18 protein-coding genes are annotated in these 22,699 nt (G+C 65.2%); 9 read left to right on the forward strand and 9 right to left on the reverse strand.

The features are described 5' to 3' along the window. Nucleotides 1-103: 103 nt before the first annotated feature. The gene (pstS, locus tag N5C88_RS13570) at nt 104-1,144 is read right to left on the reverse strand and encodes a phosphate ABC transporter substrate-binding protein PstS (RefSeq protein WP_054451357.1); all 1,041 of its coding nucleotides are present in this window, start codon (nt 1,142-1,144) and stop codon (nt 104-106) included. Between the two features lie 290 nt (nt 1,145-1,434). Further along, entirely contained in the window at nt 1,435-3,510 is a 2,076-nt protein-coding gene (gene ppk1, locus N5C88_RS13575) for a polyphosphate kinase 1 (protein ID WP_059380154.1), read from the reverse strand. 220 nt (nt 3,511-3,730) lie between these two features. Here ppk1 and ppx point away from each other — a divergent pair, with 220 nt between their 5' ends. After that, nucleotides 3,731-5,218 carry an exopolyphosphatase gene (ppx, locus tag N5C88_RS13580; RefSeq protein WP_118932911.1) on the forward strand — a complete coding sequence of 496 codons (1,488 nt, stop codon included), beginning with the start codon at nt 3,731-3,733 and terminating at the stop codon, nt 5,216-5,218. A gap of 182 nt (nt 5,219-5,400) precedes the next feature. On the opposite strand, the gene N5C88_RS13585 is transcribed toward ppx, so the two are convergent. The 5 genes from N5C88_RS13585 to N5C88_RS13605 form a co-directional block, all read right to left on the reverse strand. Beyond that, on the reverse strand, nt 5,401-6,207 hold the full coding sequence (locus N5C88_RS13585) for a GNAT family N-acyltransferase (RefSeq protein ID WP_059380156.1): 807 nt from the start codon (nt 6,205-6,207) through the stop codon (nt 5,401-5,403). 211 nt (nt 6,208-6,418) lie between these two features. Beyond that, the gene (glmM, locus tag N5C88_RS13590) at nt 6,419-7,762 is read right to left on the reverse strand and encodes a phosphoglucosamine mutase (RefSeq protein ID WP_280015487.1); all 1,344 of its coding nucleotides are present in this window, start codon (nt 7,760-7,762) and stop codon (nt 6,419-6,421) included. After that, a complete protein-coding gene (gene folP, locus N5C88_RS13595; protein WP_059380158.1) occupies nt 7,759-8,604 on the reverse strand; it encodes a dihydropteroate synthase in 846 nt (281 codons plus the stop codon). Before folP ends, glmM begins: the two co-directional genes overlap by 4 nt. Before the next feature lie 18 nt (nt 8,605-8,622). After that, entirely contained in the window at nt 8,623-10,509 is a 1,887-nt protein-coding gene (gene ftsH / locus N5C88_RS13600; RefSeq protein WP_054451363.1) for an ATP-dependent zinc metalloprotease FtsH, read from the reverse strand. A 213-nt stretch (nt 10,510-10,722) separates the two neighbouring features. Beyond that, nucleotides 10,723-11,355 carry an RlmE family RNA methyltransferase gene (locus N5C88_RS13605; RefSeq protein WP_054451364.1) on the reverse strand — a complete coding sequence of 211 codons (633 nt, stop codon included), beginning with the start codon at nt 11,353-11,355 and terminating at the stop codon, nt 10,723-10,725. An 18-nt stretch (nt 11,356-11,373) separates the two neighbouring features. Here N5C88_RS13605 and N5C88_RS13610 point away from each other — a divergent pair, with 18 nt between their 5' ends. After that, nucleotides 11,374-11,973 (forward strand): YhbY family RNA-binding protein, encoded by a 600-nt coding sequence (locus N5C88_RS13610; RefSeq protein ID WP_059380159.1) that lies wholly within the window; start codon nt 11,374-11,376, stop codon nt 11,971-11,973. Between the two features lie 129 nt (nt 11,974-12,102). On the opposite strand, the gene greA is transcribed toward N5C88_RS13610, so the two are convergent. Further along, nucleotides 12,103-12,579: a transcription elongation factor GreA gene (greA, locus tag N5C88_RS13615; RefSeq protein ID WP_054451366.1), complete on the reverse strand. Its 477-nt coding sequence runs from the start codon at nt 12,577-12,579 to the stop codon at nt 12,103-12,105. Between the two features lie 649 nt (nt 12,580-13,228). Between greA and N5C88_RS13620 the strand changes: the two genes are divergently transcribed. After that, nucleotides 13,229-14,848 carry a methyl-accepting chemotaxis protein gene (locus N5C88_RS13620; protein WP_059380160.1) on the forward strand — a complete coding sequence of 540 codons (1,620 nt, stop codon included), beginning with the start codon at nt 13,229-13,231 and terminating at the stop codon, nt 14,846-14,848. 52 nt (nt 14,849-14,900) lie between these two features. Here N5C88_RS13620 and N5C88_RS13625 read toward each other — a convergent pair whose 3' ends face one another. Further along, nucleotides 14,901-16,211 (reverse strand): solute carrier family 23 protein, encoded by a 1,311-nt coding sequence (locus tag N5C88_RS13625; RefSeq protein ID WP_280015488.1) that lies wholly within the window; start codon nt 16,209-16,211, stop codon nt 14,901-14,903. Between the two features lie 138 nt (nt 16,212-16,349). Between N5C88_RS13625 and N5C88_RS13630 the strand changes: the two genes are divergently transcribed. From N5C88_RS13630 to N5C88_RS13655, 6 genes are all read left to right on the forward strand, one after another. Then, complete coding sequence (locus N5C88_RS13630; RefSeq protein WP_280015489.1) at nt 16,350-16,778, forward strand: hypothetical protein; 429 nt, start codon at nt 16,350-16,352, stop codon at nt 16,776-16,778. 129 nt (nt 16,779-16,907) lie between these two features. Next, nucleotides 16,908-18,233 carry an extracellular solute-binding protein gene (locus N5C88_RS13635; RefSeq protein WP_280015490.1) on the forward strand — a complete coding sequence of 442 codons (1,326 nt, stop codon included), beginning with the start codon at nt 16,908-16,910 and terminating at the stop codon, nt 18,231-18,233. Nucleotides 18,234-18,319: 86 nt separating this feature from the next. Further along, entirely contained in the window at nt 18,320-20,032 is a 1,713-nt protein-coding gene (locus N5C88_RS13640; RefSeq protein WP_059380164.1) for an iron ABC transporter permease, read from the forward strand. After that, complete coding sequence (locus N5C88_RS13645; RefSeq protein WP_059380165.1) at nt 20,029-21,114, forward strand: ABC transporter ATP-binding protein; 1,086 nt, start codon at nt 20,029-20,031, stop codon at nt 21,112-21,114. Before N5C88_RS13640 ends, N5C88_RS13645 begins: the two co-directional genes overlap by 4 nt. Nucleotides 21,115-21,124: 10 nt before the next feature. Next, nucleotides 21,125-22,033, forward strand: coding sequence for a LysR family transcriptional regulator (locus N5C88_RS13650; RefSeq protein ID WP_059380166.1), 909 nt, complete (start codon nt 21,125-21,127; stop codon nt 22,031-22,033). Between the two features lie 18 nt (nt 22,034-22,051). Then, the gene (locus N5C88_RS13655) at nt 22,052-22,696 is read left to right on the forward strand and encodes a histidine phosphatase family protein (protein WP_251881157.1); all 645 of its coding nucleotides are present in this window, start codon (nt 22,052-22,054) and stop codon (nt 22,694-22,696) included. Nucleotides 22,697-22,699: the final 3 nt, after the last annotated feature.

The raw sequence follows: 22,699 nt of genomic DNA on the forward strand, positions 1-22,699 counted from the left end.
GACCGCCGCAGGCATTCCGTACCCGGAACGCCAGCGGCGGCCGCTGTGGATTGCGCGCGACGGAGATTGGCATTGTCAGCCGGCCTCCCTCGCGCTCAAGCCTTTATTGCCAGACGGCCTTGCCGTCGGCGGCCTTGACTTCGCCCCAGGCGGCGCGGATTTCCTTGGTCACGGCTTCCGGCAGCGGCACGTAGTCCATGGCTTCAGCCGACTTGGCGCCGTTCTTGAAGGCCCAGTCGAAGAATTCCAGCACGGCCTTGCCCTGCGCCGGCTTGTCTTGCGACTTGTGGACCAGGATGAAGGTGGCGGCGGTGACGGGCCAGGAATCGGCGCCCGGCTCGTCGGTCAGGACCACGCCCATGCCCGGCGCGCTCTTCCAGTCGGCGTTGGCGGCCGCGGCGGCGAAAGCCTTCTGTTCCGGCTGGACGAACTTGCCGTCCTTGTTCTGCAGCTGCGTCCAGGCCAGCTTGTTCTGCTTGGCGTAGGCGTATTCCACGTAGCCGATCGAGTTCTTCAGCTGGCCGACGTAGGCGGCGACGCCTTCGTTGCCCTTGCCGCCCTGGCCCACGGGCCACTTGACGGCCTTGCCTTCGCCCACGGTCGACTTCCAGTCCGGCGACACCTTGGACAGGTAGTTGGTCCAGCCGAAGGTGGTGCCCGAGCCGTCCGAACGGTGCACGACGATGATGTCGGCGGCCGGCAGCTTCAGGTCGGGGTTCAGCGCCTTGATGGCGGCGTCGTCCCACTTCTTGATCTTGCCCAGGAAGATGTCGGCCAGGACCTTGCCCGACAGCTTCAGCTTGCCGGGTTCGACGCCATCGATGTTCACCACGGCAACCGTGCCGCCGATGACGGCCGGGAATTGCAGCAGGCCGTTCTTTTCCAGATCGGCAGCCTTCATGGGATCGTCGGAAGCGCCGAAATCAACCGTCTTGGCGATGATCTGTTGCTGACCGCCGCCCGAACCGATGGACTGGTAGTTGACGGCGCTATTGGTGGCGGCCTTGTAGTCGGAGGCCCACTTGGCGTAGATCGGGTACGGGAACGAAGCGCCGGCGCCGGTCACGTCGGCGGCCTGGACGGCAAACACGGCGGCGCTCAGCGCGACGCCCAGGGAAACTTGTTTGAAGACACGTTTGAACATCAGGGTTCCTTCTGTGCTCGTTGGAGGAGTCTGGCAGGCTTGGAAAACTGCCTGTCTTTCAGCGACCCTCGAATATTAGAAGCCCTACATGACAGGATAGTGACAGTCATGATCCCGCCCCGAGGCGCTGCGCGCCTCCCCCCAAGGGGGGCGCCGGTGGCGGACCGGCGAAGCCGGATCCGCGCGGCCTGGATCTGGGGAGGATTTGCCTCGAACGCCGCCGTCTTAAAGGGGGCGGAACATACGGGAGGCCTTGCTTCCGAAGCCGCCCCGGGGCGGAGCGGCGGACGTTACACGCCCAGCTTCTGCATCAGGTACTGATGCACGTTGAAAGGCTCGCGGCGGCTCTTGACCCGGGTGTAGTCGCCGTCGGGAAGCTGTTGCCAGGCCAGCTGGTTGTCGCGCAGGGCGTAGGTGAAGGCTTCGTCGATGACGCGCTTCTTCAGGGTCTTGTCGTAGATCGGGAAGGCGATCTCGACCCGGCGGAAGAAGTTGCGGTCCATCCAGTCGGCGGACGACAGGTAGACAGTCTCTTCGCCCTCGGCATAGAAGTAGAAGACCCGCGAATGCTCCAGGAAGCGGCCGACGATGGAACGCACCCTGATGTTCTCGGACAATCCCGGCACGCCGGCGCGCAGCGCGCATACGCCGCGCACGATCAGGTCGATCTTCACGCCGGCCTGGCCCGCCTTGTAAAGCTCTTCGATGATCTGCTCTTCCAAGAGCGAGTTCATCTTGGCCATGATGCGCGCACGCTTGCCGGCCTTGGCCGCGCGGGCCTCGGCGCGGATCAGCGCCACCATGCCGTCGTGCATGGTGAAGGGCGACTGCATCAGCGCCTTGAGCGAGCGGCGCGCGCCCAGCCCGGTCAGCTGCGCGAACACCTTGTCCATGTCCTCGCACAGCTTGGGATCGGCCGTGAGCAGCCCGAAGTCGGTGTACAGGCGCGCCGTGCGCGGGTGGTAGTTGCCGGTGCCCAGGTGGGCGTAGCGGCGCAGGCGCCCTTTTTCGCGGCGCAGCACCACGGCCATCTTGGCGTGCGTCTTGTGCGCCACCACGCCGTACACCACGTGCGCGCCCACCTCTTCCAGCTTGGAGGCCCAGTTGATGTTGGTCTGCTCGTCAAAGCGCGCCATCAATTCCACCACCACCGTCACTTCTTTGCCGGCGCGCGCCGCGGCCAGCAGGATCTTCATCAGCTCGGAGTCTTCGCCGGTGCGGTAGATGGTCTGCTTGATCGCCATGACGTCCGGATCCAGCGCGGCCGCGGTCAGGAAGTCGATGACGGGTTGAAACGACTGGTAGGGATGGTGCAGCAGGCGGTCCTGCTCGGCCACGGCCTCGAACAGCTCGGCCGGCTTGTCGCCCACACGGTCGAACGGCGCCGGCACGGGGGCGCGGTAATCCGGGAACAGCAGGTCCGGCCGCGAGTCCGAATTGCACAGCTGCATCAGGCGCGACAGGTTCACCGGCCCCGGCACGCGGTAGGTGTCCTCCGCCTTGAGCGAGAACTCGCGCTGCAGGAAGTGTTCCAGTTCGACCGGCGTCAGCTTGTCGATCTCCAGGCGCACGGCGGCGCCGAAGTTGCGCTGCGACAGCTCGCCTTGCAAGGCATGGCGCAGGTTGGTGACTTCTTCCTCGTCCACGAACAGGTCGCTGTTGCGCGTGACCCGCCACTGGTAGCAGCCCAGCATTTCCAGCCCCGGAAACAGTTCGCCCACGAAGGCGCGCAGCAGCGAGGTCAGCAGGATGTAGCCCTCGGGCTGGCCCGACAGCTCCTGCGGCATCTTGATCAGGCGCGGCAAGGCGCGCGGCGCCTGCACCACGGCGATCGAGGCCTGGCGGCCGAAGGCATCGGCGCCCGACAGCGACACGATGAAATTCAGGCTCTTGTTGTAGACCCGCGGAAACGGATGCGCCGGATCCAGCCCAATCGGGGTCAGTAGCGGCATCACGTCGCGGTTGAAGACCTCGCGCGCCCATTCCTGCTGCTGCGGATTCCATTCCGATGCATGGTGCAGCGAGATGCCCTCGGCGTGCATGGCCGGCAGGATCTCGTCGTTGAGCAGGTTGTACTGGCGATACACCAGCGCATGCACCGCCTGCTGCACGTTGTCGAACGCCTGGTCCGGCGTCATGCCATCGGGTCCCACCAGATTCGGCGACTGGCGCTGCTGCTCCTTCAGGCTGGAAATCCGGATCTCGAAGAACTCATCCAGGTTGGAACTGACGATACAGACGTAGCGCAGGCGTTCCAGCAAGGGAGTCTTGGGATTCTCCGCCATCGCCAGCACGCGTTCGTTGAATTTCAGCAGCGACAACTCGCGGTTCAGAAGCAAAGGCTCGGCAGGAGGGCGTGAGGGCATACCGGGTTCCATACGTAGGGAGAGCGTGGAGTTTTACTGCAAAAAGGTGACGGTTCCATGACACAGCAGCAAATACGTAGCGTACGCCAAAACCGGGACGCATAGCAGGCCGATCAGATGCCGCAAACCCCTGTTCCATAAGAAAAAAAGCGCGCGCGGAAGCGCTGTCACATGGGATCTCTATAATCGGGCCACCTCTCAGACAATATTTACGAGCCGCATGGATCAACTTCTGGCCGCGGTGGACCTCGGGTCCAACAGCTTCCGCCTCTCCATCGGACGCATCGTTCAACAGGACGGTACGCCCCAGATCTATCAGATTGACCGCCTCAAGGAAACCGTCCGGCTTGCGGCCGGCCTGGACTCCGAAAAAAGGCTGGGCGACGAGGCCATCGACCGCGCCATCGCCGTGCTGGAACGCTTCGGCGACCGTCTGCGCAGCTTCCACCCCAACCGGGTCCGCGCCGTCGCCACCAACACTTTCCGTGTCGCCCGCAACACCCGCGACTTCCTGCCGCGAGCCGAAGCCGCCCTGGGCTTTCCCATCGAAGTCATCGCCGGCCGCGAAGAGGCCCGCCTGATCTTCTCGGGCGTGGTCCACACCCTGCCCCCTTCGCCCAACAAGCGCCTGGTCATCGACATCGGCGGCGGCTCCACCGAAGTCATCATCGGCAAGAGCCATGAGCCCGGCCTGATGTCCTCGCTGTACATGGGCTGCGTCAGCTACAGTCGCCAGTTCTTCTCGGACGGCGTGGTGGACGCGCACCAGATGAAGCAGGCCGAGCTGGCCGCGCGCCGCGAGATCGAAGTCATCGCCAAGCAGTACCGCAAGATGGGCTGGAAGGAAGCCTACGGCTCTTCCGGCACGGCCAAGGCGCTGTTCGCCATCCTGACCGAATGCCGCTTCTCGGACCGCGGCATCACGCGCGCCGGCCTGAACAAGCTGAAAGACCGCATCATCCGCTCGGGCCGCGTGATTCCGTCCGAACTGCCCGGCATCAAGATCGAACGCTCGGACGTCCTGCCGGGCGGCCTGGCCATCATGAGCGCCCTGTTCGACGAGCTGGGCATCGACGTCATGCACACCGGCGACGGCGCGCTGCGCCTGGGCGTGCTGTACGACCTGCTGGGCCGCGACGACGAGCATGACAAGCGCGATGAATCGGTGCGCCAGTTCATGAAGCGCTACCACGTCGACGTCAACCAGGCGCGCCGCGTACACCACGCCGCGCTGACCCTGTTCGACGCCATGTTCCCGGACGGCCCGGAACGCGCCGAGCTGCGTCCCGCGCTGGGCTGGGCGGCCGACCTGCACGAAGTGGGCCTGTCCATCGCCCACAACGCATACCACAAGCACACCGCCTACGTGCTGGAAAACGCCGACATGCCGGGCTTCTCGCGCGCCGACCAGCAACTACTGGCGCTGCTCGCGCTCGGCCACCAGGGCAAGCTGACCAAGCTGGAACCCCTGGTACGTTCGCGCGCGCAATGGAAGGCCATCCTCAGCCTGCGCCTGGCGGTACTGCTGTTCCGCCGCCGCAATGAAATCGAACCGCTGCCGCTGACCGCGTCGGTGCGCGACAACTCCATCGTGGTGCGGGTCAACCGCGAATGGCTGGCGCAGCACCCCCTGAGCGACTTCACGCTGCGCGCGGAAGAAGCTGAGTGGAACAAGGTGGGCTTTTCATTCGAACTGCTGGAGTTCTGAGGAACCAGCCGGGCGGCGCGAGCGTGCCCGCCCTGTTCCGGCCCCGCGCTGCGGGGCCGATGCACTAAAACGGCGACAGATCGGTCTCGCGATCCAGCCGCTTTAGCTCCATGCGCAAAGGCCTGGTGGCCCGCCGTATCAACCTGATCTTCATGCGGCGGAACAGGCGGCGCATGGTGGCCTCAGCGCTGGGCAGTGGCGGTTGCGGGCTGATCCAGCCCGAAATGGCGGCGGTAGCGCTCGTCCATGCGGTCCATTTTCAGCAGGACCGGGAAATCCGCGGCGTTGAAATCCGGGTCCCAGGCGGGCTCGCCACAGACCTTGGCGCCCAGCTTCAGGTAACCCTTGATCAGCGGCGGCACGCGCGCCGGCAAGGTGCTGTTGAGCTTCTCCACCGGATAGCGATGCAGCGGCGTCACGCGCGGCTCGTCGCCCTGCGGCAGCTGCTTGGAGATGGTGCGCCACACTTCGGCGGCGGTAACGCCGTCGTCGCGCAGGCTGACGCTGGCGCAACCCAGCACGTACTGATAGCCGCCGCGGCGCAGGTATTCGGCCAGGCCCGACCACAGCAGCATGATGACGCCGCCGCTGCGGTAGTCGGGGTGCGTGCAAGAGCGGCCGACTTCGACCAGCTCATCCTGGATCGCTCCCAGCCCGGACAGGTCGAACTCGGACTGCGAGTAGTAGCCGCCGGCCTCCCGCGCCTTTTCCGGCGTCAGGATCCGGTAGGTGCCGACCACGCGGCCCGTGTCCAGCTCGCGGACCATCAGATGTTCGCAGTACGGATCGAAGCGATCATGCTCGATGCCGTCCTGGGCGTCGGGGAACACCGCGCCCATGTCCTCGGTGAAGACGTCGTAGCGCAGGCGTTGAATCTGCTCGATTTCTTCAGCGGTGCGCGCCAAGCCCACCACCAGCACCTTGGCGGCGGCGCCGGTCCAAGGTTCTGCGGCATTACGGCTCGGATTGATGCGTGCTAATTCCAGCATTGCGCGAAGCTCCTAGAGAGTCCAGCCAGTGTGGACGCCCTGTATGTCAAAGACTTGACCAATATGTTACGTGACTATGAAGTTTAGTCCGGAGCGGATAAATCAATCTTCCGCCCAAATCGACAAAACTTTACAAATCTATACAACCCTTGAACAAACAAGGCCACCCGTCACGCGCCGGGTGGCCTTGTTCGAAATCGCAGGTCCGCGCTTATCCCAGGCTGGCCGCAAGCTTCTCGGCGCAGGATACGGCCAGGGCTTCATCTTCGGCTTCGACCATGAGGCGCAGTTTCGGCTCGGTGCCCGAGGCGCGGATCAGGATGCGGCCGCGGCCGTCCAGCTCGGCTTCGACGGCCTTGCGCGCGGCGCTCAGGCCGGCGTGCGTCTTCCAGTCCTGGCCCGGGGTCATCGGCACGTTGATCATCTTCTGCGGATACATGCGCAGATCGCTCACCCATTCCGACAGTCCGACCGAGTTGCGGCGCAGCGCGGTCAGGACCTGCAGCGCGGCGACGATGCCATCGCCGGTCGAATGGCAATCCAGGCACAACAGGTGGCCAGAGCTTTCGCCGCCGTACAGCCAGCCGCGCGCCTGCATCTGCTCCAGCACATAGCGGTCGCCGACATTGGCGCGCTCGAAGCCCACGCCCAGGCGCTGCATTTCGCGTTCAAAGCCGAAGTTGGTCATCAGCGTGCCGACCACGCCGTCCACCTTGCCGCGCTGCATGCGTTCGCGGACGATGGCGTACATGAGTTCGTCGCCGTTGTAGATGCGGCCTTCGCCATCCACCATCTGCAGGCGGTCAGCGTCGCCGTCCAGCGCGATGCCCAACTGGGCGCCGCGGGCGTGCACTTCCTTGGCCAGCAGCTCGGGATGCAGCGCACCCACGCCCTTGTTGATGTTGAAGCCGTCCGGATTGACGCCGATGGCGTGCACTTCGGCGCCCAGCTCGCGGAACACGTGCGGCGCGATGTTGTAGGCGGCGCCGTGGGCGGCGTCGACCACGATCGTCATGCCGTTCAGGTCCAGATCGTTGGGGAAGGTGCTCTTGCAGAATTCGATGTAGCGGCCCTGCGCGTCGCCCATGCGGCGCGCGCGCCCCAGGGCCTCCGACGCGACGCAACCCAGCGGTTCGTCCAGGGCGGCTTCGATGGCGGCCTCGATCTCGTCGGGCAGCTTCATGCCTTGCGCCGAGAAGAACTTGATGCCGTTGTCTTGGTACGGATTGTGCGAAGCGCTGATGACGATGCCCGCCACCAGACGCAGCGCGCGGGTCAGGTAGGCCACCGCGGGGGTGGGCACCGGGCCTGCCAGCAGCACATCGATGCCTGCCGCCGACAGACCGGCTTCCAGCGCCGACTCCAGCATGTAGCCGGAGATCCGCGTGTCCTTGCCGATCACGACCTGCGGACGGCTGCCGCCGCGTACGGCGTGCTCACGCGCCAGGACGCGGCCGGCCGCGTAACCCAGACGCAGCGCGAATTCGGCGTTGATCACCGGACCGCCGACTTCGCCGCGGACCCCGTCGGTACCGAAATATTTACGTCGAATCATGAACTGAGTGCTCCTTGTTCTGCCGCGTGCCATACCTTGAGCGCGTCGACCGTGGCCGCCACATCGTGCACCCGCACGATGGAAGCGCCACGCGCCACGCAGGCAAGCGCCGCGGCGATGCTGCCGGGCAACCTGCCGTCCACGGGCCGGCCGGTAGCCTGGCCGATCATGGTTTTGCGCGACAGGCCGATCAGCAATGGATAACCGGCGCTGCGCAGGCTGGACAGCCGGCGCAGCAGTTGGAAGTTCTGGTCGCCCGTCTTGCCGAAGCCGAAGCCCGGGTCCAGCACGATGCGGCGAGGATCGATCCAGGCCGCGCGCAGCTTGTGCGCGCGAGCCCCCAGGAAAAGCCCGATTTCACCGATCAGGTCGGTGTACTCGGGCGGGGCGGCCTGCATGGTGCGAGGCTCGCCCTTCATGTGCATCACGCACAGCCCGCAGCGCGTATGGGCCACCGCCTCGACGGCGCCCGGCTGCCTGAAGCCATAGATGTCGTTGATCATGTCCGCGCCGGCATCCAGCACGGCGCGCATGACTTCCGGCTTGAAGGTGTCGATGGACAGGGGCACGCCGCAATCGCGCAGCGCCTCCACCACCGGCAGCAACCGGGCCAGTTCGTCGGCCACTGAGACCGGGTCGGCCCCGGGACGCGTGGACTCGCCGCCCAGGTCCAGGATCTGGGCGCCTTCGGCGATCAATTGGCGCGCATGCGCCACTGCGGAATCCGTATCGTCATGCTGGCCGCCGTCGGAAAACGAGTCCGGCGTGACGTTGACGATACCCATGACAAGCGGGCGCTCGAGATCAAACTCGAAGCGCCCGCAAAGGAAGTTATTTGCCATAACTCAGGATGAGCAGCCTCAGACAGCGGCAGCCGTATTGCCACCTGCCGCCAGGCCCGTGGGCGGCGTGTCGGACGTATCCGACGGGCCCTGAGGCGTCTTCGGGGGACGCGGAGGACGGCCCTCGATGATGTCGTTGATCTGGTCGGCGTCGATGGTTTCCCATTCGAGCAGCGCGGAGGTCATCACTTCGACCTTGTCGCGGTTGTCTTCCAGGATCTTGCGGGCAACGCTGTACTGCTCGTCGATGATGCGGCGGATCTCGGTGTCCACCTTCTGCATGGTGGCTTCCGACATGTGCGTGGTCTTGGTGACGCTGCGGCCCAGGAACACTTCGCCTTCGTTCTCGGCATAGACCATGGGGCCCAGCTCGTCGGTCATGCCGTAGCGCGTGACGATGTCGCGGGCGATGGCGGTGGCGCGTTCGAAGTCGTTCGAGGCGCCCGTCGTCATCTGGTCCATGAAGATTTCTTCGGCGATGCGGCCGCCGAACAGCACGGCGATGGTGGACAGCAGACGGCCCTTGTCCATGCTGTAGCGGTCGGTCTCAGGCAGCTGCATGGTCACGCCCAGCGCGCGGCCGCGCGGGATGATGGTGACCTTGTGGACCGGGTCGGTCTTGGGCAGCAGACGGGCGACGATCGCGTGGCCGGACTCGTGGTACGCGGTGTTCTTGCGTTCCTCTTCGGGCATCACGATGGAGCGGCGTTCCGCGCCCATGATGATCTTGTCCTTGGCCTTTTCGAAGTCGGACATGTCGACCGTGCGGCCATTGCGGCGGGCGGCGAACAGCGCGGCTTCGTTGACCAGGTTGGCCAGGTCGGCGCCGGAGAAGCCCGGGGTGCCGCGCGCCAGCACGGTCGCATCGACGTTGGGCGACAGCGGAACCTTGCGCATGTGGACCTTCAGGATCTGCTCGCGGCCGCGGATGTCGGGCAGCGGCACCACGACCTGGCGGTCGAAGCGGCCCGGGCGCAGCAGCGCGGGATCCAGCACGTCGGGACGGTTGGTCGCGGCGATGACGATGACGCCCTGGCCGGACTCGAAGCCGTCCATTTCCACCAGCATCTGGTTCAGCGTCTGCTCGCGTTCGTCGTTGCCGCCGCCCAGGCCGGCGCCACGCTGGCGGCCGACCGCGTCGATTTCGTCGATGAAGATGATGCAGGGAGCGTGCTTCTTGGCGTTTTCGAACATGTCGCGCACGCGGGCCGCGCCCACGCCGACGAACATTTCAACGAAGTCGGAACCCGAGATGCTGAAGAACGGCACCTTGGCTTCGCCCGCGATGGCTTTGGCCAGCAGCGTCTTGCCGGTACCCGGCGAGCCGACCATCAGCACGCCGCGGGGGATGCGGCCGCCCAGCTTCTGGAACTTGCTGGGGTCGCGCAGGAAATCGACCAATTCCTGGACGTCTTCCTTGGCTTCGTCGCAGCCGGCGACGTCAGCGAAGGTGATCTGGTTGGTGTTCTCGTCGAGCATGCGGGCGCGCGATTTGCCGAAGCTGAACGCCCCGCCCCTGCCGCCTCCCTGCATCTGGCGCATGAAGAACACCCAGACGCCGATCAGCAACAGCATGGGGAACCACGACACGAAGATGCTCATCAGCAGCGACTGCTCTTCGCGCGGCTTGCCCGACACCTGGACGCCGTACTTCAGCAGATCGGAGACCATCCAGAGGTCGCCCGGCGAAGTCAGCGTGTAGGCGCGGCCCGCGTCAGGGGTGACGTACAGCACGTCGCCCTGGACGTCGACCTTGCGGATACGTCCCGCCTTGGCGTCGTCCATGAACTGCGTGTAGGTCACGCCGTCCTGGGTCTGAGCGCGTCCGTCGAACTGTTTGAAGACGGTGAACAGCACGAGGGCTATCACCATCCAGACAGCGACTTTCGAAAATGAATTATTCAAGGTCGATCTCCTGCTTTCGATTCCGACCGGCGACCGCGCACCCGCATATGGCACAGTCACAAGTATGTCAATAGCTCATTCTACCCTGTCAGACCAGATTGCGTCCCGGGATGCCTGAGCCCCTCTGAGTTTTGTCTTATTCGCGAATTTTCTGGTCGTTGTCCCGGCAGGCTGTAGGTTTTTCGAATCCGAGGCGGCGCCCCCGGACCCGGGCTACTTCAGATCGCGCGCAACCAGAAAGGTTTCGGAGGATTTGTCCCGCGATGCCTTCGGCTTGCGTTCGACCACCCGCTTGAAGCGCTGCTTGAAGGATTCCACGATCTGCGAAAAGCCGCTGCCGTGGAAAGCCTTGACGATCAGCGCCCCGTTGGGCTTGAGGTGGGCGCAGGAGAATTCCATCGCCAACTCGCACACATGCTGGATGCGCGCGGAGTCGGCAATACCCACCCCTGACAAGTTGGGGGCCATGTCGGAAATAACAAGATCCACCGCGCGCGATCCGACCATGTCTTCCAATTGTTTCAAAACTTCATCTTCGCGGAAGTCGCCCTGGATGAATTCAACGCCCGCCACGGGCTCCATGGGCAGGATATCGAGCGCGATGATGCGTCCGTCCACGACCCCGCCCGGCCCCGCCAGGCGCTCGCGCGCCACTTGGGACCAACTGCCGGGCGCCGACCCCAGGTCGACCACGAGGTCGCCCCGGCGCATCAGCTTCTCGGTATCCAGGATCTCGATCAGCTTGAAGGCGGCGCGGGCCCTGTAGCCCTTCTGTTGCGCCAGCTTCACATAGGGATCATTGATGTGCTGGTGAATCCAGTCTTTGGAGAATTTATTCTTGGCCATTACCGTACAATTCCACGCATGCCTATATTAGAACTTACCTCTCGTGAGCGCAGCGACCTTCGGTCCGCCGCTCACCCTCTGCGCCCCGTCGTCCTGATCGGCGACAACGGCCTGACCGAAGCCGTGCTCAAGGAAATCGACCTGGCGCTGACTTCGCACGGCCTCATCAAGGTGCGCGCCGGCGGCGATGACCGCGAGGCCCGCGACGCAATGCTGTCGACCATCTGCGACACGCTTTCCTGCGCCCCCGTGCACCATCTGGGCAAAACCCTGATCCTGTTCCGCCCGCTGGCCGGCAATATCAAGCCCGCCGCGCTGGCCGCCATGGAACCTGAACGCCCCGCCAAGCGCCGCGCCTCCGAGCCGCACACGCCCAAGAAGCTGGCCGCCGAAGGCAAGACCCTGGCCAAGCGCCCGCGCCGCAGCGAATCCGAAGAGCCCAAGCCGAAGACGCGCTTCGTGCCCCAGGACCAGCTCAACAAGAACGGCAAGCCCATGCGCCCCGGCACCAGGAAGACCACCGCCAGCGGTCACGGCATTCCCCGCCGCGCCGGCAGCGCGCTCAGCCTGCGGGCCGGAGCACGCAGCGGCACCAGCCGCAAGACGACGAAAAGGTAAGTGCGGGCACAAAAACGGGCGCTTTACGCGCCCGGTCCACCATAGCGATCCGCATTAAACCGCGGAATTCAGTCGAACGCACGGTTCGGACTATGGTGTTTTGACAACTTCCAGCTTACTACGTCGGCGTCAGATGTAGCGCACGCCCAGGACTTCATACTCGCGAACGCCAGCCGGGGCCTTGACCTCGACCACGTCGCCTTCGCTCTTGCCGATCAGCGCGCGGGCCACCGGGCTCGACACGGATATCAGGTTCGACTTGATGTCGGCTTCAACGTCGCCGACGATTTGGTACGTCACACGATCGCCCGAATCCAGGTCCTCGATGTCGACGGTGGCGCCAAACACGGCGCGGCCTTCGGCATCCAGGGCGGTAGGATCGATCAGGTGGGCGTTGGAAAGCGTGCCTTCAAGCTCGGCAATCCGGCCCTCGATAAAGCCTTGGCGCTCGCGAGCAGCATCGTACTCGGCATTTTCCGACAGATCACCCTGCGCACGCGCTTCAGCGATCGCGTTGATAACGGCAGGACGTTCCACGGTTTTCAGCCGCTGGAGCTCTTCTTGCAAGCGCTCGGCCCCGCGCACGGTCAAAGGAATGGCAGACATGTCGTTTCCCAAACAAAAGTAGAAAACGCCCCGGACGGAGCGTTCTCGGTGAAGGTCGGAATCCTGGCGCGCGCAGGCAGCCGAGTGAAAGCAAAACTGGCAAGCGGCGCGGACGACCAAAACAAAACCCCGGCTCGGGTCGGAACCGGGGCAATCAAGGTCATATTGTGGTCAAAGTCCACGGGAATTGCAAGCCGCCGGAGAAACCGCCGTTTTCGCCGCATTTCGCCGCTGTAACCCGCTAAAACCCGTCATTTTTTCCAATTTTTCCGATCCGATCTTGAACCGGATCGCGCAGGCACGTCGCCGCGATTCCTTGGTGCACGTGTGGCATAAAAACTACTCTTCGATAGTTTTTTGCAACAACCAGGGATTACCTCCAAAAAACGCCAGCAAAAACGGACTGAATCAGTATAAAACAACAAATTGTGTCATTCATAACAATTTAATACATTCAACTGGATACCGTTTGGCTGCAGCTTGCAGACCGCAAGCACTTGCCACGCGCAGGAGTCTTGTTTTTGCGGGTAGTTGCAGTGGAGGCGGACGCATCGCAGCCACCCGGCGCGACGTTCGCCGTTCCGCCGCGCAGCGGGCGGCCTGGGCCGTTCCCAACACGGCGGATCGCGTTCAAGAACGAGGAGCTCTCATGCTGGAAAAATTGAAAGTCCGTACTGGAATGCTGTTGGTGCTGGGCTGCTTCGTCATCGCCCTGGCGCTGGCTTGCGGCTTGAGTTGGATGAACGCCGAGAAAAGCGTGACCGAGATCAAGGATCTGAACAATGTCGCGGTCCACCAGGTCGACCCGCTCTACGAAGCCAACGCCGCCCTGCTGCGCGCGCGGCTGGCGCTCGGTGCAGGCATGGCTGCCATGCAGGCCGGCGGCATGGACCAAGCCGGGCTGGCCGGCGAGGAAGCCGCCAGCCATCTGAAGCAGGCGCGCGAGCGTTTCGCCCGCTACATGGCCGTGCCCAAAAGCCCGCGCGGCCAGGAGCTGGCCCAGACGCTACAGGGCCGCTTCACCGAATACGCCGCCATCCTGGACAGGCTGGAAGCCGACCTCAAGGAACGCGCGCCTGCCAAGTTCCGCCAGGACGAGGGACGGCTGCCCCAGGCCGACGCCTACTTCATGAAAGACATGCAAGCCTTCCTGGCCCGGGTCCAGGAGCGCAGCGACGGCGTGCTGGCAAGCTCGGAGCAAACCTACTCCACCGCCCGGATCTCGGCGGTCGCGCTGATATCGGCCGCGCTGCTGCTGACGGCGCTGTGCTGGACCTTCATCCGGCGCGCCGTGCTCCGTCCGCTGCAGGAGGCCGGCAGGCACTTCGACCGCATCGCGGCGGGCGACCTGACGAACCGCGTGGAAACCCGCTCCAACAATGAGATCGGCGTCCTCTTTGCCTCGCTCAAGCGCATGCAGGAAGGTTTGACCCGCACCGTCACGTCCGTGCGCCAGGGCGTGGATGAAATCAACGTGGGCGCGGCGGAAATCGCTGCCGGCAACTCCAACCTGTCAGTACGTACCGAAGAACAGGCCGCGGCGCTGGAGGAAACCGCATCCACGATGGAAGAGCTGGCGGTGACCGTCAAGCAGAATGCGGAAAACGCCGCCCAGGCCAATCAGTTGGCCTCGGTCAGCATGGACGTGGCGCAGCGTGGCGGCCAGAACGTGGAACAGGTGGTAGCCACCATGCACGGCATCTCGGACAGCTCGAGGCGCATCTCCGACATCGTTTCGGTGATCGACAGCATCGCTTTCCAGACCAACATCCTCGCGTTGAATGCCGCCGTCGAAGCCGCGCGCGCTGGCGAACAGGGCAAGGGCTTTGCCGTGGTCGCGGGCGAAGTCCGTTCGCTGGCCCAGCGCGCGGCCCAAGCCGCCAAGGAGATCAAGACGCTGATCGAGGCCTCCGTGGACACCGTGGCGGCGGGATCGGCCCAGGTGGCTGCCGCCGGGCAGACCATGCAGGAGATCGTGGATTCCGTGCAGCGGGTGGCGGCGATCATGGCCGAGATCTCAGCCGCCTCGGCACAACAGGCCGGCGGCATAGACCAGGTCAGCCTGGCGATCTCGCAGATGGATGAGGTGACGCAGCAGAACGCCGCGCTGGTCGAGGAAGCTTCGGCCGCGGCGGCCGCGATGGAAGAACAGGCGCGGCGCCTGGCCGAAGCCACCTCGGTATTCAAGACGCAATCAGGACAGGTGATCGAGGCGGCGCCGGTGGCGCTGACCGGCACGGCCGCAACCTCGCGGCTGTCGCGCACCTAGGCGCGCCAGCCGGCCATGCGCGCGACGCCAGGTCCGCGCATGGCCGCGCCGCTTACTTCCTGCGGCGCAGCAAGGCGTACAGGATGATGGCGCCGAAGGTAGCGGTGCCGATGCCGCCCAGCGTGAAGTTACCCAGCTTGACCGTGAAGTCTCCCGCGCCCAGCACCAGCGTGACCGCGGCCACGATGAGGTTGCGGTTGTCGCTGAAGTCCACCTGGTTGACCACCCAGATACGGGCGCCGGCGATGGCGATCAGGCCGAACACCACCACCGACATGCCGCCCAGCACGGGCGCCGGGATCATCTGGATCAGCGCGCCGAACTTGGGCGAAAAGCCCAGCACGATGGCAATCAGGGCGGCCACCACGAACACCAGGGTGGAATAGATGCGCGTGACGGCCATCACGCCGATGTTCTCGGCGTAGGTGGTGACGCCCGTGCCACCCACGGCGCCGGACACCATGGTAGCGACCCCGTCGCCGACGAAGGCGCGGCCCAGATAGCGGTCCAGGTCCTGCCCGGTCATGGCGCTGACAGCCTTCACGTGTCCCAGGTTCTCGGCCACCAGGATGATGGCGACAGGCACGATCAAGCCCATGGCCTCGGCCTTGAACACCGGCGCGGCGAAATGCGGCAGGCCGAACCAGGCTGCGGCCGCCACGCCGGAGAAGTCGATGGGTTTGCCCAGCCCCATGCCGTTGGCGAGGATGCCGTACACCACGCAGGCCAGGATCATGCCGACCAGGATCAGCAGGCGCTGCACCATGCCCTTGGTGAACACGGCGATGCCGCCCACGCAGAGGATGGTGACCATGGACATCACGCTGTCGAAGCCCGACGCGCCCATCGCGCTCTTGGCAGCGATTGGTGCCAGATTCAGGCCGATGACCGCCACCACCGCGCCGGTGACGACGGGCGGCATCAGCGTGTCGATCCAGTTCGCGCCGCCCCCGGCGCGCGCGTTGACGAACCAGACAATCAGCCCGATCAACGTGTAGGCCAGGCCGCAGGCGATGATGGCGCCCAGCGCCACGCCGATATTGGCGTTCGCCCCGCCGCCGGCATAGCCGGTCACGGCGATCACGCCGCCGATGAAGGCGAAGCTGGAACCCAGGTAGCTGGGGACCCTGCCGCCCACGAACAGGAAGAAGATCAGCGTGCCGATGCCCGACATGAGGATGGCGACGTTGGGGTCGAAGCCCATGAGCAACGGGGCCAGCACGGTGGAGCCGAACATGGCGACCACGTGCTGGGCGCCCATGGCCACGTTCTTGGGCCAGGACAGCCTTTCGTCGGGCGCGATGATGACGCCGGGCTCGGCGTCGTCCGCCAGGCGCCAGCGCGGAAAGTAGGAATTGGACATGGATATCCCAAAGTAGGTGTCGGGTGTGAGCGGGCGCCAGTGTAAAGGGGGCTGCAAACGGGGAGCAATGCTTAAGTTCGCCGTCAGAATGCCGTACTAGTGAAAACCCCGAAATCCTCATAGGCGGCAGGAGCAATCATGGCGATCGATCCCATCAGCGGCAATTCCCGAATCAACAGCCTGGCCGACCTCTGGGCGCAGAAGATCCGCGCCAACAAGGAAGCCAAGAGCGCCTCGGACGCGGAAACGAGCACGGTGTCCGCGGACGGCAAGATCCGCGTCAACAACCCCGGCGGCCTGAAAATGGGCAAGGTGCAGGAAGCCAAGGAAACCGAAGACTCCAGCAACGACGACGCCTACACGCGCCAGATCAAGGAACTGCAGAAGCAACTCAAGCGCGTGATGGACCAGATCGCCAAGGTCAAGGCCAGCGGCATGCCGGCCGAAATGAAGGCCCAGCAACTGATGGCGCTCAATGCCCAGGCGATGCAGATCCAGCAGCAGATCACTGCAGTGATGGAGAAGCAGGCCCAGGCCATGAAACGCGGCGTATCCGCCACGGCCTAGCGGGCAAGGCACGGCGCCCCGCCCGGCCGGGGCGCCCGCATTGATGGCGCGCATCAAAATTTGTGATTGGACGCTGCCTGGACCGGCCAGTACTGTCTCCGAACAAATCTAAAACTACGGAGACAAACCATGCATGCAATGCGCACAGCTCTTGCAGGTGCGGTGCTGGCCGTTTGCGCGGCCCCTGCCCTGGCAGGCACCGTCACGGTGATCACGTCGTTCCCCAAAGACCTCACCCAGGCCTACAAGACGGCCTTCGAAAAGGCCAACCCCGGCATCACGCTGGAAATCCTGAACAAGAACACCGTATCGGGCATCGCCTACGTGCGCGAAACGCCCGCCGGCCAGCGTCCCGAGGTGTTCTGGGCCAGCGCGCCCGACGCCTTCGAAGTGCTGGGCCGCGACAAGCTGCTGGCGAACTCCGCCGACGTGGCCAACAAGCAGGTGCCGGACAAGATCGGCAACTACCCCATCAACGATCCCGGCGGCATGTACCTGGGCCAGGCCCTGGCCGGCTACGGCATCATCTACAACACCCGCTACATCGCGGCGCACAAGATCCCCGCGCCGGTGGAATGGAAGGACCTGCTGTCGCCGCAATGGTTCGGCCATGTCGGCATCACCTCGCCGTCGCGCTCGGGCACCATGCACCTGACGGTGGAAACCATCCTCCAGGGCGAAGGCTGGGACGAAGGCTGGAGCACCTTGCTGCGCATGTCGGGCAACAGCAGCGCCGTCACCGAACGTTCTTTCGGCGTGCCGGACGGCGTGAACAACGGCCAGTTCGGCGCCGGCCCGGTGATCGACTTCTTCGGCCTGTCCAGCAAGTATTCCAAGTTCCCGGTCGAGTTCGTCTACCCCTCCGAAACCGCCATCGTGCCGGCCAATATCGCGCTGATCGAAGGCGCGAAGAACACCGAGGAAGGCAAGAAGTTCATCGCCTTCACCCTCAGCCAGGCCGGCCAGGAACTGCTGCTGGAACCCAAGATCTCGCGCCTGCCGGTGCTGCCCTACACGGCGCTGGCCGGCAAGATTCCCCAGGGCTACCCTGACCCCGCCGAGATCGCCAAGCGCAGCAAGGTGCAATTCAACGCCGACCTGTCGCAGTCGCGCTACTACGTCGTGCAGTCGCTGTATGACCAGACGGTCACGTTCCGCCTGAAGGAACTGCAGGCCGCCACCAAGGCCATCTACGAGGCCGAAGCCAAGTTGGGCGACAAGGCCAAGAGCGGCAAGGCTGCCGAGCTGCTGGCGCAGGCCCGCAAGCTGACCTGGGCGCCGCTCGTGGACGGCAAGAAGGCCGCCGACCCGGCCTTCCTGGCGATCTTCGCCGGCAACAAGAAGGACGCCGCCGTGAACCAGCAGATCACCCAGCTGGAAGGCGAATGGAACGGCCTTTCCAAGGCGAACTACGAAGAAGCCGTGAAGCTCGCCAAGCAGGCCGCCGCGCTCTAGGCCGCTACACCCGCAGGACGCGCGGCGGACGGGCCGGTCCCGTCCGCCGCCGCGGCTTTCCCCTGGCAACGATTTCGGGAATCTCGATGAATTCTTCGGGCCACTCGCGCCTGCCCGTCGGCCCCCTGCTGACGGCGCTACTGGTGTTCGGTTTTCTGCTGCTGTTCCTGGCCGTGCCAGTCGGCACGGTGTTCTACACCGCCTTCGTGAACGCCGACGGCAGCTTCACCATGGGCCACTTCGGCGCCTTCTTCAACCAGCCGCTGATGAAGGAAGCCTTCTTCAACAGCCTGTACGTGGCGGGCTGGTCGGCGCTGCTGGCATCGCTCATCGCCGTGCCGCTGGCGTACTTTACGGTGCGCTTCGATTTCCGCGGCGCGCTGCTGATCCAGACCCTGGGCGTGCTGCCGCTGATCATGCCGCCCTTCGTCGGCGCGGTTGCGATGCAGCTGATCTTCGGCCGCTCGGGCAGCGTGAACCTGCTGCTCAACGACTGGTTCGGCTTCACCATCCCGTTCATGGAAGGCTTGAACGGCGTCATCTTCGTGGAATCGCTGCACTACTTCCCCTTCATCCTGATGAACCTGGTGGTGGCGCTGCGCAACATCGACGGCGCCATGGAAGAGGCGGCCTTCAACCTGGGCTCGCGGGGCTTCCGTCTGTTCCGCCGCGTGATCTTTCCGCTGGCCCTGCCCGGTTATGTGGCCGGCACGTCGCTGGTGTTCGTCAAGGTGTTCGACGACCTGGGCACGCCGCTGGTGCTGGGCACCACCAACATGCTGGCGCCGCAGGCCTATCTGCGCATCACGCAAGTGGGCCTGGAGGATCCGCTGGGCTATGTGATCAGCGTGATCATGGTGGGCTTTTCGATACTGGCGTTGTGGCTGTCGGCGCGGGTGCTCAAGGGCCGCGATTACTCCACCCTGCAGAAGGGCGGCAGCTCCATCCAGAAGCGCAAGCTGCGCCCGGTGGAGAGCGTACTGGCCTATGGCTGGATCATCCTGGTGCTGCTGCTGGTGCTGTCGCCGCATATGGGCGTGCTGCTGCTGTCCCTGGCCAGCGTCTGGAGCTTCGCGCCACTGCCCGACGGCTACACGCTGGCGCATTACGCCGCGGTGTTCTCCGAATCGCAAGGCATGATCGCCAACACCCTGCTCTATTGCGGCCTGGCCGCGGGCGTGGACGTGATCCTGGGTACCGCCATCGCCTATCTGATGTTGCGCACCCGGCTGCCGGCGCGCCAGTGGCTGGACTTCCTGGCCTCCGCCGCGCTGGCGATTCCAGGTATCGTGCTGGCCATCGGCTTTCTGCGCACCTTCCGCGGCATCGAGCTGCCCGGCACCGGCACGCTGCTGACCTCGTCGTGGATCATCATCATGATCGCGTACTCGGTGCGCCGGCTGCCCTACGCCCTGCGATCCTGCGTGGCCTCGCTGCAGCAGATCAACATCTCGCTGGAAGAGGCGGCGCAATCGCTGGGCGCGACCCGCATGAGCACGATACGCCGCGTGGTGGTGCCGCTCATGGCGGGCGGCATGCTGGCCGGCTTCGTGACCAGCTTCGTGACGGCGGCCGTGGAACTGTCGGCCACCATCATGCTGGTGACCAAGGACAGCCAGGCGCCCATGAGCTACGGCATTTATCTGTACATGCAGAGCGCGGCGGGCCGGGGTCCCGGCGCCGCGCTCGGCGTCCTGGCGGTGGCCGCGGTGGCCATCGGCACGTATGTCTCGCACCTGCTGGTGGAGCGCGCCCAGTCGCGCCAACAGCCGGCCCGCAATGAAGGGGAATCCGCATGAAGAAAGTCAGCGTCGAATGCCGCAACATCCGGTTGTCCTACGGCAAGACGGAAGTGCTCAAGGACGTCAACATCAGCATCGAGCCCGGCGAGTTTTTTGCGCTGCTCGGACCGTCCGGCTCCGGCAAATCCACCTTGTTGCGGCTGATCGCCGGCTTCAACCGGCACAGCGCGGGGCAACTGCTGGTGGACGGCAAGGACATCAGCGGCACGCCGCCCTGGAACCGCAACATCGGCATGGTGTTCCAGAACTACGCGCTGTGGCCGCACATGACGGTCTGGGACAACGTGGCCTTCGGCCTGGTCGAACGCAAGCTGCCGCGCGCCGAGATCCACGCCAAGGTGGAGGCCGCGCTCGATCTGGTCGGCCTGTCCCAGTACGGCAAGCGCCGCCCTAACCAGCTTTCCGGCGGGCAGCAGCAGCGCGTGGCCCTGGCCCGCACCATCGTGATCGAGCCGCAGGTGCTGCTGCTGGACGAGCCTCTGTCCAATCTGGACAAGAAGCTGCGCGTGCAGATGCGCCAGGATCTGCTCAGCCTGCAGCGCCGGCTTGGCATCACCACCATCTTCGTCACCCATGACCAGGAAGAGGCCATGACCACCGCCGACCGCATGGCGGTGCTGGACCACGGCGTGGTCCAGCAGATCGGCGCGCCCAGCACCTTGTTCGACTATCCGGTCAATCGCTTCGTCGCCAACTTCGTGGGTACGATGAACGTGCTGGAAGGCGACGTGCGCGAACGCACCAGCGGCAGCGTGGTGCTGGCGGTGGAAGGCGTGGGCGACCTGCAGCTGCCGCTCACGGGCGAAGCGCCCGCCGCTTCCCGGCTGGCGGCCAGCTTCCGCCCGCACACGGTGCAGATCGAAATGGCGGACGGGCTGGGCGACGCACGCTATGTCTGGCTGCCCGGCATCGTGGAAAGCAGCGAGTTCCTGGGCGAATTCACCCGCTATCAGGTGCTGATCGGCGAGCAGCGGCTGACCGCGGACCAATCGCATCTGGCCGGGCTGTCGCCCTTCCCCGTCGGCGCTCCGGTTTCCATCGGCCTCGAACCTACCCAAGTGCGGCTCCTGGCGGCCTAAACTCGGGGCCATGGAAATCTATCAGATCCGCGCCTTCGTCACGGTCGCCCGGCTGGGCAACCTGACGAAGGCGGCCGAGGCGCTGTCGCTGACCCAACCCGCCGTGACCGCGCAGATCAAGGCGCTGGAACAAAGCCTGGGCGTGGCCTTGTTCGACCGCAGCGGCGGCCGGCTGGCGCTGACCAAGGCCGGCGAGGTGCTGCTGCCCACCGCCGAGTCGCTGCTGGTGCTGGGCGCGCAGTTCAAATCCGAGGCCCAGCAGCTGCAAGGCAGCCTGCATGGCGCGGTCGAGCTGGGCGTACCCAGCGAAAAACCGGATTTCCTGCGCCTGGGCGAACTGGCCTCGGCCGTCACCCAGCGCCTGCCGCTGGTCGAGCTGAAGACCCAGACCCTGCCTGCCGCCGCGCTGGCCGAACAGGTCAGCACCGGCCGCCTGCCGGCGGCGCTGATCATTGCCGCCAATCCGCCGCGCGGCGTGCTTTGGCAGCCCCTGCGCAGCGTGCGCTACCGCATCGCCATGCCCCGCGAGCATGCCGCCGTGCTCAAACGCGGCGGCTGGCGCGAGGTGGCGCAATTGCCTTGGCTGGACGGTCCTTCCGGCAGCCACACGCACCTGCTGTTGCGCGACATGTTCGAACGCCATGGCCTGTCGCCGCGCGTCGTGATGCAGAACGACGACCAGGCCAACCTGGACGCGCTGGTGCGCGCGGGCGCAGGCTGCGCCCTGCTGCGCGAGGAAGCCGCGCTGGCGGGCGCGGCCTCGAACGACTTCATCGTCTGGGGCCAGGCGCGCGTGGACGCGATGCTGGGATTCATCCTGCCCTACGAGCGCGCTAGCGAGCCCGCGCTGGTCGCGTTAAGCTCGATCATTCAAACCATCTGGAAACCGCGCGCGCCCATCGCGTCCGCCCAGCTCTAAACCCGCATCAAGATCGTAATGACTGAAATCTGGTTCATCCGCCACGGCGAAACCGACTGGAACCGCCAGCGGCGCCTGCAAGGCTGGCAAGACATCCCCCTGAACGAATTCGGCGTCAACCAGGCCGGCCTGCTGGCCGCGCGCTTGCGCGAAGAGGCCCGCCATACGCCCATCCACGCCATCTACAGCAGCGACCTGCAGCGCGCCCACGCCACCGCCCTGCCCGTGTCCGAACAGCTGGGCTTGCGCGTGCGCGTGGAGCCCGGCATCCGCGAGCGCGGCTTCGGCGTGCTGGAAGGCCTGGACCACGAGCGCATCGACGTGCTGGCCCCCGAAGCCGCTGCCGCCTGGAAGAGCCGCGACCCGCTGCGTCCGCTGGACGGCGGCGAAACGCTGGGCCAGTTCCAGTCCCGCGTCATTTCAACCGTGGACGACATTGCCAGCCGCCACGACGACGAACGCATCCTGATGTTCACGCACGGCGGCGTGCTGGACATCATCTGGCGCCATGCCTCCGGCGTGCCGCTCAACGGGCCGCGCGACGCTTCGCTGCTGAACGTCAGCATCAACCGCGTCGGCGTGCAGGGCCGCAAGTGGCAGGTGCTGGACTGGGGCGACGTAGGCCACGTGACCGACGAAGTCGGCAACGACGTGGTGCCTTGAGCG

It is taken from the genome of Achromobacter sp. GD03932, from assembly GCF_029839485.1.
GTDB lineage: Bacteria > Pseudomonadota > Gammaproteobacteria > Burkholderiales > Burkholderiaceae_B > Achromobacter > Achromobacter bronchisepticus_A.